This is a genomic window from Bdellovibrio bacteriovorus, assembly GCF_048286975.1.
GTDB classification, from domain to species: domain Bacteria; phylum Bdellovibrionota; class Bdellovibrionia; order Bdellovibrionales; family Bdellovibrionaceae; genus Bdellovibrio; species Bdellovibrio bacteriovorus_H.
In genome coordinates this window covers 122,135-138,350 of record NZ_JBLVRT010000003.1, presented here as the reverse complement: position 1 = coordinate 138,350, position 16,216 = coordinate 122,135, and the positions used below count along the sequence as shown (strand labels likewise).

Below are 16,216 nucleotides of genomic sequence, written 5' to 3'. Positions count from 1 at the left end.
CACAAGTCAGGTCAATAGCCTTGCCACTTGTGTATGAATGTTGGCGTGTAGATGATCTTGGTAATTCCGCTGCCGATAGTCATCAAAACGGCAGAATCTACATAGCCGAAGTTTCCGCCGTAAGCGCGACCCACGCAGCGCACTTCGCCAGACGTGGCTTTAGCGCACGTGGACGAGTTCGCAGCCCACACTTTGGTGTATGTGTTGGCGCCATCCACCACCATTGGGCTCATATAGACCGTGTGGCCTCCCGTATATTGGGGCGCTCCCAGTCCGGAATAGGTCGCATTACCCCAGCATTTGATTTGTCCGGCGGTGATGCCGCAAGTATGGCCCGACGCCATGGAAATATCCGAATAATCAGCCGAAGCATCAATCGCAGTCGGGGTGTAACGGCTTGCGCTTGTTCCATCCCCCAGTTGCCCAAGGAAGTTGGCTCCCCAGCATTTCAGCTTGTTGGCAGAGGTGATGCCGCAGCTGTTGAAAGACCCCGTGGCGATCTTCGTATAAGTGACGCCAGAATCCACCACATCTGGAAGATAATAGGCAGAGGTGCCGCTGGCTTTGGCGATCTGGCCCTGAGAGTTACTACCCCAGCACTTCAAAACACCCGTGGTCGTTCGCCCACAAGTGTGAGTCATGCCCATTTCGATGTCGCTATAACTGACGCCACTGTCGACGACAGTGAATCCGGTGCGGGCTGTGGTGTCTCCCAGTCCCAGGCGGCCGTTGTCATTGTTGCCGGCGCATTTCAGGACACCAGTGGTGGTGATGCCGCAGGTCGCATGATTAAATGAAACCACTTTCGTATAGGTGGTGGTGGTGCTGTCTGCCACGGTCGGAGTATGAACAGTCGCACTGACGGCTGCGGCTTCGCCCAGTTCGCCGTAGTTGTTGATACCCCAGCACTTCATCTGTCCCGCACTGGTGATGGCGCAGAAGTCATGAGATCTGCGGGTGTGGATGTAGCTGTAATTTGTGCTTGGATCAATCATCACCGGGGCTGGGCGACGTGCATCGGTTTGAGAACCGTCACCAAAAGGACCTTCCGTCGCTTTCATCGAGCCCCAGCAGTAAAGTTTGTTGGAGGATATTCCACAAGTTCCTGAATAGTGGTCGTCAATGGCATCAGCGCCAAAGACGGAAAGCGTGTCAAAGGTCCACTCGGACGCTTTGGTCATTTTTTCTGCATACTGATGGCGGGCATTACCACTTCCATAGCTGTAAGAACTTTGCGGGGAGCTGTCGCCCAGCAGATTTCCCCAGCACTTCAGAGCTCCTGTCAGAGTGATGCCGCAGGCACGGGCCGCAGAAATCTGAATTGCTGCATAGGCTGTACCCGCATCCGATGTGGCCGGGACGTACTGCATGTTGGAAGTTCCGTTCCCTAGCTGTATCAGGGAATTGAAGCCCCAGCATTGCAAAACATCATTGGATGTGATGGCACAGGTGAAACCACGGGCTGTTGCGATATTGCCGTCATCATTCACGGAAACAGTTTTGTAAACCTCTGAGCCCGAGACGGCAACCGGAGTTGTCCTTGTTGTGACACCATTGTCACCAACCTGACCATAGTTGTTCGTACCCCAGCACTTCAGATTGTTGGTCAGAGTGATACCGCAGGCATGTTTTGATCCGATAGCCACGGACTTGTAGGATTCGGCGGCGTCAATGGCCGTCGGAACTCCACGGGCTGTTGCTGACCCATCACCCAGTTGATAGTTAACGTTGCTGCCCCAGCAGAACAGCTTGTCGTCACTGCGAATAGCGCAGGTGGAACGGGAGCCGGCATGGACAAATTTGTAAGAGTTAGCATTGTCCACATCAGTCGGTGACGTGCGTAGGGTGGTATCATTCACACCCAACTGGCCATAGTCGTTTTTGCCCCAGCACTTCAGCTTGTTGGCCGTCGTGATGGCGCAAGAGTGATAGTCTCCGGATGTGACGGAAAGATAGGTCGTCGCGTTGTCCACGTGCAGTGGCGACCATTGATTCCCCGTGGTTCCGCCGCCAGCTTGACCGTCGCTGCTGTTACCCCAGCAGAACAGGCGGTTGTCCAGAGTGACGGTGCAAGTGTGGAATTCACCGGTTGAAACACTTCGGTAGCCAGTCACACCCGCAATGTTGATGACGAACGGAGAAGCCTTGAAGTCGCTCACCGAACCATCAATCTGGCGGTACATGTTTGTACCCCAGCATCGAAGGGACGAGTCTTCCATGATCGCGCACTGGTGGCCGCGGGCCATGGAAAGCTGGGAGGCTTTCAGATTCTTTTCATCATCCGCAATAAAGTACTGAGCCTGATAGTTGTCGCCCATGGTCGCCAGTGGCGAATCGGTGTGGGTGAAGTGCAGATTCAATAGTTTTTCGCCTTCCACCAGGCTGTTGTCAGGGAAGTTGACAGTGATTGTGGCGGTCGTGGAGCCCGCCGGGAAAGTGATGAAACCTGAACTCAGGTCATGGTGGTCCGGATTCACGGCATCGCCGGTGATCTTGTAATAGGTGGTCACATCATAGCTTTTTGCCGGAGTCAGGCTGACATTGATTGTTCGGGGACCCGAACCCTCCTGAACCCGATTCATTCTTGTGCTGGTGATATTCACTGCTGAAATGGAATCCTTGGTCCAGCTGACAGAAACCGCATCGGCCGCTGCTTGGAATAAGTTTGTGGCATCACCACCAAGCACACACAACGTCACCGGTCCATTTGGCAAAGCCGAAATATTGTCGGTGATGTTGGTGGAAGTGTTGTAAGCCGCCGAGTATGTTGCAGCAGCACAAGTGCCGGAAGTGATGATCGCCTTTTTATATTGAGTCACACGGAACCCAGAGACAGTCACATTCAAAGTCGACGTTGTTGAAATTCCGACCGGATATCCTGTCAGCGTTGGAGTCGGAGGTGGATATGGCGTGCTGATTTCCCACGTACTGACCGCGTTACCGATGGTGACGGTGGCTGTGTTGGTTTGGGCGTTGGCGGCAGGGGACGTCATGCGCAACTGAATGACTTGACCGTTAGAAACTGCAACAGACCCACCCCAGTAGCTTCCCGTTGTGATATTGCGAATCTGCGCATCTGCTCCCGTGACTGTGGCGATGGCGGTTTGATTCAGGGAACTGATGGTTGTATTGGCTGTGGCGTAGCGGGTGTTCAAAGCCGCATTATGAATTTTCGCAAAAGTCGGTGGTGTTGTCAGGATCGGGCCTGGATTTCCCCAATAGGCAACCCAGCCGTCACGAGTCGCGCTGCCGTCACTGGTGAACTTGATTGTCATTTTACCGGAGTTGGCAGTTTGTGTTGCTGGAATAGAGCTTCCGCTGACCTGATTCAGCAGCAGAGTTCCTGCGGTTGTTCCGTCATAGACGCTCAGTTTGTCCCAGGAGGCTTCCGTGTTGAAGGCCGTGAAGGTCAGGCTGATTGGAGATCCCGTATTGATCTCGAACTGACAGTTTTCGTTGTTCTGATACAGACCGCTCGCGCCGCCGGAGTCATATATGAACCCGGTTGTGGCCGTCGAGGCTGTTGCTGAGCACAGTGAGTAGAAGTTTTGTACGTTGTAGCGGTCCCATTGATATTCCGTTGGGTGCCAGAGAGCCTGCCAGGTTCCATTGGTGTGTTTACCCAGGATACAAAGTTTCAGTCTTTCATTTGCAAAGACGCTAAGATCAGCAGTGATATTGGATGAAATGGCTGTTTCAGATCCATATCCGGTTGCAACAGTACAGTCCGTGGTTGCGGATGTTCCAAGTTTGTATTTGTAAGATACGACATTGGCGCCCCCCACCGTGGCATCCAGAGTGGTCGTGCTGTTGTTGGAAGCCGGTACATTGCTGGCCGTGGCGACTACAAACGGGTAACCTTCGATAACCAGATTTTTTCTTCCGGCCAGGGAATTTGCTGAGCCAATAGCTGGTAGCGTGGCGGTGGCATTGCTGCCCATGGCATCTTTAATGGAAGCGGCATTGGTTAATGTGGTTGATGAATAGTCCAGGTCCGCAGCACTGTGTTCATAGGCCACGGTATAACGGAAGATCAGCTCTGTGGATCCACTGCCGCTCAGATATGAGGCTGTCACGCCGGAACCGGCAGCCAAAGTCATGACCGGGTTTGTACCCAGAACCGTGACTGGTTTTGTGAAGACAACCTGAATGTCGATGTTGTCGCCCGGCTTATAAGTGCCATCAGGATTTGTGGCAGTAACATGAGTCACGGTTGTTGGCAGCAGTGGAGTCGCCACCATCCAGTAATAGCTGGCATCGCCGGCGCGAACATGGGCCAGTCGGTATTGGTCTGTCGCATTTGGTGAAGTCATGCGGACTTCAACCGCATCTCCAGGATTCACAAGCACAGAACTTGAGAAGTCGGAAGAGGTTGTGACATTGCGAATTTCCGAGTCATAACCTGAAACCGAGAACACAGTGGCTGTGCTAAGGCCATAGGCAGCCGCAACACGGCTGTAAACGGTATTCACGGTCGCATTTGTTACGTTAGTAAGGGTCATGGTGGGCGTCAGATTTGGGGCTCCTCCCCATACCAGAATCACACCAGCACCCACCACGGAGCCGTCACTCTTGAATTCGGCATAAAGAGTGCCGGAGGTCGAGTTGACAGCCGTGTTGGTGACGGTGCCAGCCACTGGGCCCAAAATCACTGCTCCAGCAGCTCCCGTTTCACGCAGTCTCAGGAAATCATAGCTGATGTTGTTTTCAGTGTCGTAGCTAACAGTGGCGGAAATCGCCGTACCTGTATTGATCGAGAAATAGCAGTTGGCAATAGTTTCATTGTCGCTGTAGTTGGCGGTCGGCCCGCCGGAGTCATACAGACGCCCTTTGGGAGCCGTCGAGGACTTGACGGTTCCGCACAGATTGAAGGATGGCAGATTTTCAACATAGTGCCATTGCGCCTGTGTGACGGCGAAAGCCTTTTGCCATTTTCCTGTGCTGTCTTTACCCAGAACGCAGATTTTCAGGAACGAATATTTCGGATGCGCACTGATGGTGTCCGTAATAGGGGTCGCCACCGGAATTTCAGCTGAATAATCCGTGTAAGTGGAACAGTCGACAGATCCGGACAATCCCAGTTTGTATTTATAAGAAACGACATCCAATCCCGACACAGTGATGTTAAGAGTGTCGTTGGAATCCGCTCCCATCGGTGTGTTGCTTAGAATGGCTTTGGCCAGAGGACTTGAGTAAGCTTCCACGGCGATATTTTTGGTTCCTGCCAAAGAATTCGCCGTTCCCGGCGCCGGAAGTGTCAGGGTGGCGTTATTGCTAAGTGCATCCCTCATTGTTCCGCCGTTCAAGGCAAGGGCGGTCGTGCTGGTGTAATCCAGATCCGGGGTTTCATCACCGGTCTGAACGACATAGGTGAACAGAAGCTGGGTTGTGCCGGAGCCGCTGGAATAGTTGGCCACTCGGTCGGTCGTGCCAGTTTCAAGGGTCAGTTGCGGAGTTCCGGTGACGGTTACATTTTCATCAAACGTCACACGAACCTGCACAGACTGACCCGGACCATACACGCCATCAGCGGTGGTGGCATCCACAGTCAGGATGACAGGGCCTTGAGTATCCCTTGTCCAAGTCGCCTGGGATGTTGCCGTGGACCAGTTGCCTGCAGTGTCGCGACCAAAGACGCAGAGCTTATAGGCCCCTTGCTCCGTCAGTGTGTCGGTGATTTTTGTGGCTACGGGAATATCGCTCCCGGTGTAAGCGGTACTGTTTGTGCAGACCTCGGTGCCGCCCGGAGCAATTATAAAGTAACGATAGTGAGTGATATCCGTGCCGCCGACAGTGATGTTTAGTGTGCTGGTGGAGTTGGTTCCTGTCGGAGCCCCTGTGATTGTCGCAGCTCCCGGGGATTGGGTGTCTTTCGGATAAGTTGATGATGCTGTGGCATTGTTGCCGCTGACTCGGCTGTGAGAGGCGACCACTGTGAATGGAGTGCCAGAAGTATCGGCCAAAGAACTGAAGTCCAAAGAAGCTGTCCACGAACCCGTGGTGCAAGTTGCAGATCCGGTCACTCCGGCGTGACCAGTGACGGTCAGGTTGACCAAACGACCGTTTTCAGAACAGGCGCCGGAAAGGTTCAATGCTGTCTGATTCAATGAATTGATAAAGGTCCCGGCCACCGGAGAAGTCAGCGTGACCGTCGGTGAAACGGAATCATGAATGATGGAATCAAACGCGCAGTCAGATTCATTCCCGGCCACATCGCGGACTTTGAAATAAATCGTATTGGTATTGTTGGCTGTCGGCAGTGTCCAGGACTTGCTGGCATTGTAGGTTTCCCAGGTGCCGCCATTCAGGCACAGAGCCGTGTTTGTGGCATACATCTGGACGCCGTCAGTGGTGGTGCTTGCAAGTGTGGCGCTGAGACTGGTGGCGTAGGCATCATTATTGTTAATGACAAAGCTGTCCACTGTCGGAACCACTGTGTCTTTGGCAAAGACTTTCGTGACCGTCGGGGCCGTCGCGCCGCTGGCACGCGAGTGATTCAGAGTGAACGTCAGATCCCCTTGGGCTGAAGTGCTAAGATCCAGAGTTTTAGTCCAGGTGCCACTGGAACATGTTGCTGTTGTGGCAGACTGGCCCGTCACAGAAATTTCAACCGGGCGGCCATCCTCAGAACAGGCCCCGGAAATCACAAAGGCTGAAACATTGGCAAGATTCACAAAGCTGCCATCGGCCGGGGAGGCCAACGACAGTGACGGCACCGTGCTGTTGTGAGTGATGCTGTCATCGTAACAGACAGAAGAATTGCCTGCGGCATCTCTGAACTTAACGTAAACAGTGTTCAGGGCATCCGCCGTTGGCAGCGTCCATGATTTTCCAGTGGCAAAGGATTCCCAAGTACCGCCCGTGGCGCAACCTGCGGTGTTGGTGACATACATCTCCGCCGCATCCGCACTTGTCAGTCCCAGGGAAACAGCAAGGTCATTGGTTGTGGCTGAGCCTGAATTAATGCTCAGGGTTCCCGTCGGAGCCTGTGTATCTTTGTTGTAGGTTGGCGAGTTTGCGGTGTTGGAGTTTCCAGCAACGTCATTCAAGGAAGCCGTCAGCTGGAATGTTCCCTGTGGAAGGGCGCTCAGATCCAGGATCGCGGAAAAGGCTGAGCCTGTACAGATTGTCGTTCCGGTGAATCCACCCGGACCAGAAAAGTTCACAGATCGGTTGTTTTCAGAACAGGTGCCACTGACCGTGAACGCGTTCACATTGTCGGAATTGATGATAGTGCCGGAAACAGGAAGTGTGAAAGCCAGAGTCGGAGCGACATTGTCATGAAGAATATCATCGCTGACACAAGGGGATTCGTTACCCAGGCTGTCGCGGAATTTCGCATACACCGTGTTTGTGGCATTGCTGTTTGTCAGAGTCCAAGGGGCTGCCGCATTGTAGGCGACCCAGCTTCCTCCGGTACAAGCAGCCACCGAACTCAGATACATCTCTGCGGCATCAGTGACCGAGCTGTTCAGAGTTGCACTCAGCGAATTCGTTGCCGCATCGCCGTTATTCAGAGCCAAAGAGTTCACCGCAGGCCCCGTGACATCGCGGCTGACGGTGGATGTGGCTGTGCGCGTATTTGCGACGGGGTCCGTGTGAGTTGCTGATACCACAACCGACGTGCCTGATAGCGAGCTAAGGTTCATTGACGTTGAATAGGTTCCGCCAGAACAGACGACTTCGGCGCTCACGGCTCCTGCGGTGACGGAAACATTACGGCCTGTTTCAGAACAGGTGCCGCTGACCGTGTAAGCATTTTGATTCACAGAGGTGATGGTGGACAGGGCATTCAGAGTGATCGTCGGAGGCACCACGTCTTTGGTGATAGCCAGACGGTACTCCTTCGGTGTGCCGCCAGGGGCAGTGACAGTGGCGATCAAGTCGCCGCTGTACAAGTTTGGCAAAGAGCTGAAATCCAGATTCTTTGTCCACTGACGGTCACTGCAGGTGAAGATCAGCAAAGGTGTCGCGGCCGCGGAAAACTCGATCGAGGATCCCAGCAGGCAGGTTCCTTTGAAGGGGGCAGCCGTCACGTTGCCTTCATTGATGATGGACTGAGAAAGGCTTTCGATGGAAAAGGCGCCAAAATAGGTGATGGGGTTCGAACAAGATGAAGAAGCAACGCTGCCGTCTTTAGACAGGACGAAGACCTTGAAAGTGTACTCGACGCCATCTTCGGGAGTGAAGGTCGGAAGGTGAGATGTTTCAGCGGGACCGACGTTGGCTACCGGCAGAATCGGGGTGGCGCAAGAGTCACCTCGGAAATAGAGAACCTGCTGTTCTTTGATGTCGGCTTTTTCAGGAAGAATCCACTCGGCCTTTAGCAGACCCTGCTGCCCCAGGGAATCGCTGCTCCATTTCAGGGTGGTGGGGGTGGAGTTTTCAGCAGCGATTTGCAGTTCCAGAGAACACCCGGCCAAAACCATCAGGGAAAAGGAAAGAAGAAGCCTTTTCGCCTGTTGGGTTAGGTAGATGGTGTTAAGAAACGTACAATTCATGGAAGGTTCTTCGGGTTTCCGTGAATGAAACTAAATCCCCATTTTGGGGGAAAATGTTCAATAAACTCTTGGAAACACCAGCCTTTCCGCTGGGTCCTCGCGGAAATAGGGCTGTTTTCGGGGGCAATTAAAATGCGGTAATGACCGCGATTTTGCGAGTATAATATGAGAATGTCTCTTAAATGGAGCTAAAACCACTAAGTCCTCAAAAAGCTTGATTTCCCCCACCTTTCACCCTAAAACAGTGAGTCCGTATTTACGACTGTCTAAGGCAATGGTTAAGAGTCCTCCCTTTCGGGAAGAACGCCTTATCGGTGGAAGGTATCTATATGAAAATGCGCACTCACTCTGGCGCTAAGAAGCGTTTGAAAGTTCTTTCAAGCGGTAAAGTTAAGAAAAAAAGCACTCGCATGCGTCACTTGAACTCTCACATGAGCTCTAAGACGAAAAGACAACTAGGCAAAACATCATACGTTGAAGACGCGAACATGCTTCAAGTTCGTCGTTGTTTGGTATTCTAGTTTTTAAATTTTAAAATTAATGTCTTTCGGTGCCCGGCTAAGTCCGTGGCGTAATAGAGGTTCAAAATGGCTCGTGTAAAATCTGGTAAAACAAATCGTGCTCGTCACAAAAAAGTTCTTAAAAGAGCAAAAGGTTACTACTCTGCGGGTTCTCGCGCGTACATCCACGCGGTAGAGAAAAATGACCGTGGTATGGCTTTCGCTTACCGCGATCGCAAAGTTAACAAACGTAACTTCCGCACTTTGTGGAATCAACGTATCAATGCAGCAGCTCGTTTGAACGGGACTACATACTCTCGTTTGATCGGTGGCTTGATTAAAGCTGGCATCCAAGTTGACCGTAAAATCTTGGCTGACCTTGCAATCAACGACGCAGCAGCATTCACTGCACTTTGCAAACACGCTTTGGCATAAGCCAAAGCTAAAAAGTACAGCAAAGCTCTGTTAAAGGAGCCTTAGCCCCATGGACGAGTCCAATAGTCAGTTTGAAAAAAGAAAGCGTGATCATATCAGGATTGCGCTGGATCCAAGGTCCCAGACCGATGGACAAAACGGATTGGACTCGATCACTTTGATTCATGAGGCTTTGCCTGATCTGAACTTTAAAGAGGTCGACATTTCGACCTCTTTCTTTTTTTCCGGGGAGTCCATCCCACTTTCTTCTCCGATCTTTATCTCTTCAATGACTGCGGGCCACGAAAAGGGCCGGGAGATCAATGAAGCTTTGGCGCGTCTGAGCGACCGCCGTCAGATTCTGATGGGAGTTGGCTCTCAACGTCGTGAACTGGAAGATTCCAATGCTGCCGAAGAATGGGCTCGCGTGCGCAAACAAGCACCGAAGGCCCGCTTGCTTGGCAATATTGGAATCGCTCAGCTCATCAAGTCGCCGATTGATAAAATCCGCCGACTGATTGATTCCACGGAAGCCGTGGCTTTGTTCGTCCACCTGAATCCTTTGCAAGAGGCTTTGCAGCCCGAAGGCACGACTGATTTCAAAAACGGCCTGGCCGCGATTGAAAATCTGGTAAAACTGGCTGGCGTGCCGGTGATTGTGAAGGAAACCGGCTGTGGTTTTTCTGTCGATACCCTGAAGCGACTTTCCAGCACCGGCATTTACGGTGTGGATGTTAGCGGCAAGGGTGGCACGCACTGGGGCCGCGTGGAAGGTTATCGTTCGGAGGAATCCGACATGCTTTATCACGTAGCCCAAACTTTCGCCAACTGGGGCATCAGCACGAAGCAAAGCATGCTGAATGCCATCGAAGCCCGGGTAGAGTATCAGCTCTGGGCATCGGGCGGCGTGAGAAATGGATTGGAAATTGGTAAACTTATGGCGTTGGGAGCTTCAAAGGTGGGGGTTGCAAAACCTTTCCTCGAAGCGGCTCTTCAGGGCGATGAGGCCCTTGAGAAACTGCTGACCCAGTTGGAAACAGAGTTGAAAGTAACTATGTTCTGCACGGGCAGCCGCAATCTGAAAGACCTCCAAAGCAAGAAGGTGATTCAATGACAAAACAACTTCAGGATATCTTTAAAGGTTTCTCCAAACTGTCTCGTGAAGAACGTCTGAAAGCACTTAAAGAAGTCGGTGCATTGAACGAAGCCGAAGCTGACTATCTTGCCAAGGGTGGGTTGAAAGACACTTCTTTGGGTGAAAAGTTTATTGAAAACGTGATTGGTTACTTCCAGCTTCCGCTGGGGGTTGTCACCAACATGCGCGTGGACGGCAAGGACTTTGTCGTTCCTATGGCGGTGGAGGAAACCTCTATCGTGGCCGCGTGCTCTAAAACGGCCAAATGGATCCGTGAATCCGGTTCTATCACCACCGAAGTGATCGGAAACGAAATCATCGGTCAGATCCAATTGGCAAAAATCCGCAGCTTTGCGGATTTTGAAAAACAAATCCTGGCTCAGAAAAATTACCTGATCGAAGCGGCCAACCGTGAAGTGGCCTTCGGTCTGGTTCGTCGTGGTGGTGGAGTGCGTGACCTGCAAGTGCGCCGTGTGCCTCGCGGTGACGGCTCAGATATGGCCGTGATCCACATCCTGATGGACCCGTGCGATGCCATGGGGGCTAACATCATCAATCAGGTGTGCGAATACCTGAAAGAGCCGATTGAGCAGTTCAGCGGTGAAAAAGTCACCATGTGCATCCTGTCCAATCTGGTGGATTCCAAAGTCACTCGCGCGGTTGTGCGCATTGATGACATCGAGCCTGAGTTGGCAGAAAAAATTGAAGAAGCTTCTTTGTTCGCGCAAATGGACCCGTACCGTGCAGCCACCAACAACAAAGGTGTTCTAAACGGCATTGATCCGATTCTGATTGCAACCGGCAACGACTGGCGCGCGGTGGAAGCGGGTATTCATGCTTATGCTTGCCGTGATGGTCAGTACCGTTCGATCACTCGCTGGTACCGTGAAGGCAAAAGCCTGGTGGGCGTGTTTGAAGCACCACTGGTTGTGGGCACCGTAGGTGGTGTGACGACTTTGCATCCAACCGCGATGCTTTCCATGAAAATGCTGGACACCAAATCTGCCAATGAATTGTCCCGTATTGTTGCGGCGGTGGGCTTGGTGCAGAACCTGGGTGCTTTGAAGGCATTGACCACGGTGGGTATCATCGAAGGTCACATGAAGCTTCACACAAAAAACCTGGCTTTGGGTGCAGGAGCCGAGGAAAAAGAAATTCCTCTGGTTCAGAAGAAGCTGGAAGAAATTCTGGCGATTCGCAAGCGCATATCCCTGAGCAATGCCATCGACGTTCTGAAAGAACTTCGTGCGGCTCAGAAAACCCCAGCCTCCACGACTCAACATCATTCCTAGGAGCGGACCTTGTCGCTGGTCTTCTCCGTTCCCGGAAAAACATTTATTGCTGGTGAATATCTGGCGCTGGCGGAAGGGCCGACACTGTTCTTCCTTTCGCAGCCTTGCTTTGAAACGGAAATCTCCCGTGGCAAGGGCGATGTTCTGGGCATTCATCCGGAAAGCCCTGCCGGGGTTTTCATGAGCAAACACCGGGGTTATTTCAGAAATTTTGATATCACTTTCCGTGATGCTTATTCCGGCAAAGGTGGCTTTGGGGCCTCGACGGCTCAGTTCCTTTCCGTCTATGCGATGTGGCTTTATAGAGAAGCCCATCAAATGGACATGGAAAAGTATCTCGACTTCAAACACATGCTTGAAGTGTACTATCACGTGGCCTGGAACGGGCAGGGTCAGCGACCCAGTGGCGCGGATCTGGTAGCACAATTAAAGGGGTCGATGACCTTCTTTGAGAAGCGCAGTGGGATGATCTCTGTGACCAACTGGCCGTTTGAGGATCTGGAATTGTTGCTGGTTCATACCGGCAACAAGCTTGCGACCCACGAACATCTGCGCACGCTGCCGGTGTTCCCGACCGCAGGGCTTGAAAGCGCCATGCTGACGATCCGGGAAGCTTTCGACAAAATCGACAGTGTTCGTTTTGTCGAAGGGATCAAAGCCTATGCCCAAGAACTGTTAAAACTGAATTTCACCTGTGAACCGACGCTAAAACTTTTGTCTGACATCCGTCAAATTCCAGGAGTCAAAGCCGCCAAAGGTTGTGGCGCTTTGGGGGTGGATGTGATGGCGATTGTGACGGCCAAAGGTGAAACTGCAGGTGTTAAAGCCTACTGTGAAAGCAAGGGCCTGTCCGTGCTTTCATCCTCTGATAAAATCTCGTCCGGACTTCAGGTCCGAGGTAGTCTATGAAACAAGTGACTGTATCTGCTCCATCCAATATCGCCCTTATCAAGTACATGGGTAAAATTGAGGGCTCTGGCAATAAACCGACCAACGGTTCGTTGTCCTATACTTTGGAAAACCTGCGCACCTATGTTCGCCTGACTGAAGTCGACGGCGCACAAGATCAGTGGAAGCCCTTGGTTCGTGAAGACCTGCAAAAAATTGAATTGTCTGAAAAAGGCCAGCAGCGCTTTATCAAGCACCTGCAAAATCTAAAGGACAAGTGGGGCATAAAACAAAGTTTCCTGATTGAGTCCGCGAACAATTTCCCATCAGACTGCGGTCTGGCCAGCTCGGCTTCCAGCTTTGCGGCCCTGACTTTGGCGGCGGCGGAAATGTTCCAGCAGATCAACCCACAGCCGTGGGGCACGGATAAAAAATATCTTTCCGAGCTTTCCCGCCAGGGTTCGGGTTCTTCCTGCCGTTCCTTGTTCACACCGTGGGCGTTGTGGCAGCATGAATACGCCGAGCCGATGGCGTTTGAAGTCAAAAACCTGCACCACATGGTGGTGATTGTCGAAGACTCTAAAAAAGAGGTTTCCAGTTCTGAGGCGCACAAACTTGTGACCACAAGCCCGCGTTTCACGGGTCGTCCAGAGCGTGCGGAATTGCGCTTGAAAGACCTAAGCATGGCCTTGCAGTTCAATGACTGGCATATCGCGCGTCAGATCGTCTGGGATGAATTCATCGATATGCACCGTTTGTTTGAAACCAGCACGCCGTCTTTCACTTATATGAACGATGGATCCAAAAAGGTTCTGGAAGATTGCCAGGCGTTTTGGAACAAATGGCAAGATGGCCCTTTGGTGACCATGGATGCGGGTGCCAACGTGCACTTGTTGTTCCGTCATGATCAGAAAAAACAGTTCGCGCAGTATCGTGAGCATTTTGAAAAGGACTTCAAGGTCATGGCCTTTGAAGGTGTGAAAGACAATGTCCATTGATTTCACCTGCAAAGCCTTTGGTAAATGTATCATAGCTGGTGAGCACGCGGTTTTGCGTGGTGTGCCGGCGGTGGTATTTCCCATCCAGTCCCGCAATCTGGATTTAAGTTATTCCCGCGGCGAGCAGCCGTTGGAACTGCGTCTGGTCGGGGATCACGGCAAAGAATTGCAATTGCTGGTGTGGGGCGTGCTTGAAAAGGCGTGCGAGCTTAAAGGCATTAAACGCTCCGATTTAAAAGGCACCTTGTTGCTGGAATCCTCCATTCCTGTGGGGGCGGGCATGGGCGCTTCCGCCGCCCTTTGTGTGGCCCTGACCCGTTGGTTGGGATATCTGGGGTATGTTGTTGAAGAGGACTACTATGAATTCGCCCGCAACTTGGAAAACCTTTTCCATGGCGAATCCAGCGGCGTTGATATCGCCGTTGCCTTAAGTGGTGAAGGTCTGCGTTTTGTTCGCAATGGCGAAAAGAAGCCTCTGACCCCGGCGTGGAAACCGCACTGGTACATCTCCTATTCTGGCAAACGCGGTGTCACCGTGGATGCTGTGAACAAGGTGAAAGACCTGCTTCTGAAAAATCCCACTGTGGGTGAAAAGATCGACCAGCAGATGGCTGAAGCCGTGGGCATCTTGGAAACAGCCCTGAAGATGGATGAAAAAACAGGCCTGCCAGTTTTGGCAAAAGCCCTGACCCTGGCAGGTGACTGCTTTGAAAAGTGGGACCTGAACGAAGGCGAACCCGCAAAACACATCGCCTGGCTCAAAGAACAAGGCGCCCTGGCTGTAAAACCAACTGGCTCTGGCGGCGGCGGCTATGTCTTGTCCCTGTGGACCTCACTGCCTCCGGCAGAAATCCAATCTCATTTGATCCCCTGCTAAAAGGTGCCTGGTTGTTTTTTCTGCCTACAAAGCGTTAGTATTGGAATAGATCACTATTCCCTCTAAGGCGGCGAGCATGAAGAAAGAGTCAGGCATTTCGCAAGCATTGTCAGCGGTATCGCAGTTGCAAAAGGACGTTCACAGTCATGCGGATGCCAGTCGCGCCGTCGTCTTGCAAAGATTCTTCAAAACCGGAAAAGGCGAGTATGCTGAGGGCGATGTCTTTTTAGGTCTGACCGTTCCGCAAAGCCGTAAAATCGCCAAAAAGTATGCTTCCGCCCTTGGTTTGAAAGAGCTTGATAGTCTGATGAAGTCCGCGAATCACGAAGAGCGTCTGATAGCTCTGCTGATTTTGGTGTCGCAGTTTCAAGAGGCCACTGAAAAAGAACAAGCCCGTATCTTTAAGCTTTATATCAAGAATTCAAAGTGCGTGAACAACTGGGACCTAGTGGACACCTCCGCACCAGCCATTGTTGGTGGCTATCTGCTGAATCGAGATCGTCCTGTTTTGCAGAAACTTGCGACATCCAAGAACCTGTGGCAGCGCCGTATTGCCATGTTGGCGACGTTTCATTTTATCTATAATGGCGAGTCCGCCGACACGCTCAAGATCGCAAAGCTTCTGTTGAAGGACGAGCACGACCTGATTCACAAGGCGGTGGGCTGGATGCTGCGGGAGATGGGTAAAAGAGTCAGCGAAGAAAAACTGCTGAAGTTTCTGGATCAATATGCGGCCAAGATGCCAAGAACGATGCTGCGCTATTCTCTGGAAAAGCTGCCTGCAGAAAAACGCAGGCATTATATGAATAAATAAACAGGCGCAGTTCGCTTCTGCGCCAAGACTGAACGGGTTAGCGGTGCTGACAAGAATAGCTGTACAGCGCAATACTGCCAGCGACGGTGGCATTCAGGGATTCCACGCTCTGAGTGGCTACAGACAGGCGCTGCAGGTTCTTAATCCCACTGAAGCCAGGACCTTCTTCGCCCAAGGCAATACGCACATTTTTAGGCCATTTGAAATTCGCGACACTTTCGCCCTTCATGTCCAAAGCATAGATCTGATCATTGTTGGAAACAAAGTCTGCAAATTTACCAATCTTAAACAACGGCAGTTTCAGCAAAGCCCCCGCGGAAGCCTTGATCGCTTTGGGGTGGTACGGGGAACAGCTTTCTTCGGTCAGAATCATTTTGCTCGCACCAAATGCCAAAGAGGAACGCGCCAAAGCGCCCAGGTTGGAAGGGTCGCCCAACGGGGAGATCACTTCCAGGCCCTCAGCTTTTGCAGTTGTAAGCGGAGCGATCTCTTTCGGTTCCAGAACCAGAAGATTGTAGTGCGTGCCCACGACGTCAATTTCGTTAAACAGTGCTTTTGGCAGTTTGAAAACCGGGATGCGCTGGCCTTTAAGCTTAGGCGCGGTCATCGTCACGGACTTCAGGTCCTCGTGCACGATTTCACCCTTGATGCGGAAGTTCGGGTTTTCCAAAAACTCTTCGATCAGCTTTTCGCCCATCAGAATAAATTCAGAATGCTTTTTAATTCCGCGCGCAGAGCTAAGATCGCTCCAGCGGCGAAAATGGTCGTTGGTTTTAGAGCTGATTTCAATCACGGCT

The 16,216-nt window shown here is 52.0% G+C and carries 10 protein-coding genes; 8 read left to right on the top strand and 2 right to left on the bottom strand.

Features of this window, described 5'->3' with window-relative positions:
• Positions 1 to 11: 11 nt before the first annotated feature.
• Positions 12 to 8,501, bottom strand: coding sequence for a CUB domain-containing protein (locus ACNQKP_RS11410; protein WP_417864841.1), 8,490 nt, complete (start codon positions 8,499 to 8,501; stop codon positions 12 to 14).
• A gap of 329 nt (positions 8,502 to 8,830) precedes the next feature.
• On the opposite strand from ACNQKP_RS11410, the gene rpmI reads away from it, so the two are divergent.
• The 8 genes from rpmI (at position 8,831) to ACNQKP_RS11370 (ending at position 15,419) form a co-directional block, all read left to right on the top strand.
• Positions 8,831 to 9,022, top strand: coding sequence for a 50S ribosomal protein L35 (gene rpmI / locus ACNQKP_RS11405; protein WP_011164102.1), 192 nt, complete (start codon positions 8,831 to 8,833; stop codon positions 9,020 to 9,022).
• Between the two features lie 66 nt (positions 9,023 to 9,088).
• A complete protein-coding gene (gene rplT / locus ACNQKP_RS11400; RefSeq protein WP_011164103.1) occupies positions 9,089 to 9,436 on the top strand; it encodes a 50S ribosomal protein L20 in 348 nt (115 codons plus the stop codon).
• Between the two features lie 49 nt (positions 9,437 to 9,485).
• Positions 9,486 to 10,529 carry a type 2 isopentenyl-diphosphate Delta-isomerase gene (gene fni, locus ACNQKP_RS11395; RefSeq protein ID WP_038448927.1) on the top strand — a complete coding sequence of 348 codons (1,044 nt, stop codon included), beginning with the start codon at positions 9,486 to 9,488 and terminating at the stop codon, positions 10,527 to 10,529.
• The gene (locus ACNQKP_RS11390; RefSeq protein ID WP_011164105.1) at positions 10,526 to 11,842 is read left to right on the top strand and encodes a hydroxymethylglutaryl-CoA reductase, degradative; all 1,317 of its coding nucleotides are present in this window, start codon (positions 10,526 to 10,528) and stop codon (positions 11,840 to 11,842) included. Before fni ends, ACNQKP_RS11390 begins: the two co-directional genes overlap by 4 nt.
• Positions 11,843 to 11,851: 9 nt before the next feature.
• Positions 11,852 to 12,751 carry a hypothetical protein gene (locus tag ACNQKP_RS11385; RefSeq protein WP_417864840.1) on the top strand — a complete coding sequence of 300 codons (900 nt, stop codon included), beginning with the start codon at positions 11,852 to 11,854 and terminating at the stop codon, positions 12,749 to 12,751.
• Positions 12,748 to 13,728, top strand: coding sequence for a diphosphomevalonate decarboxylase (gene mvaD, locus ACNQKP_RS11380; RefSeq protein ID WP_011164107.1), 981 nt, complete (start codon positions 12,748 to 12,750; stop codon positions 13,726 to 13,728). The genes ACNQKP_RS11385 and mvaD overlap by 4 nt, the downstream gene beginning before the upstream one ends.
• On the top strand, positions 13,718 to 14,605 hold the full coding sequence (locus ACNQKP_RS11375; RefSeq protein WP_417864839.1) for a mevalonate kinase: 888 nt from the start codon (positions 13,718 to 13,720) through the stop codon (positions 14,603 to 14,605). Before mvaD ends, ACNQKP_RS11375 begins: the two co-directional genes overlap by 11 nt.
• A gap of 76 nt (positions 14,606 to 14,681) precedes the next feature.
• Entirely contained in the window at positions 14,682 to 15,419 is a 738-nt protein-coding gene (locus ACNQKP_RS11370; RefSeq protein ID WP_417864838.1) for a DNA alkylation repair protein, read from the top strand.
• Positions 15,420 to 15,456: 37 nt separating this feature from the next.
• On the opposite strand, the gene ACNQKP_RS11365 is transcribed toward ACNQKP_RS11370, so the two are convergent.
• The gene (locus tag ACNQKP_RS11365) at positions 15,457 to 16,212 is read right to left on the bottom strand and encodes a TrmH family RNA methyltransferase (protein ID WP_011164110.1); all 756 of its coding nucleotides are present in this window, start codon (positions 16,210 to 16,212) and stop codon (positions 15,457 to 15,459) included.
• Between the last annotated feature and the right edge of the window lie 4 nt (positions 16,213 to 16,216).

Bases quoted from the DNA above. Each gene is read 5' to 3' on its own strand.
- fni (WP_038448927.1), top strand. From the start codon at position 9,486: ATGGACGAGTCCAATAGTCAGTTTGAAAAAAGAAAGCGTGATCATATC.
- ACNQKP_RS11410 (WP_417864841.1), bottom strand. From the start codon at position 8,501: ATGAATTGTACGTTTCTTAACACCATCTACCTAACCCAACAGGCGAAA.
- rpmI (WP_011164102.1), top strand. From the start codon at position 8,831: ATGAAAATGCGCACTCACTCTGGCGCTAAGAAGCGTTTGAAAGTTCTT.
- mvaD (WP_011164107.1), top strand. From the start codon at position 12,748: ATGAAACAAGTGACTGTATCTGCTCCATCCAATATCGCCCTTATCAAG.
- ACNQKP_RS11390 (WP_011164105.1), top strand. From the start codon at position 10,526: ATGACAAAACAACTTCAGGATATCTTTAAAGGTTTCTCCAAACTGTCT.
- rplT (WP_011164103.1), top strand. From the start codon at position 9,089: ATGGCTCGTGTAAAATCTGGTAAAACAAATCGTGCTCGTCACAAAAAA.
- ACNQKP_RS11375 (WP_417864839.1), top strand. From the start codon at position 13,718: ATGTCCATTGATTTCACCTGCAAAGCCTTTGGTAAATGTATCATAGCT.
- ACNQKP_RS11370 (WP_417864838.1), top strand. From the start codon at position 14,682: ATGAAGAAAGAGTCAGGCATTTCGCAAGCATTGTCAGCGGTATCGCAG.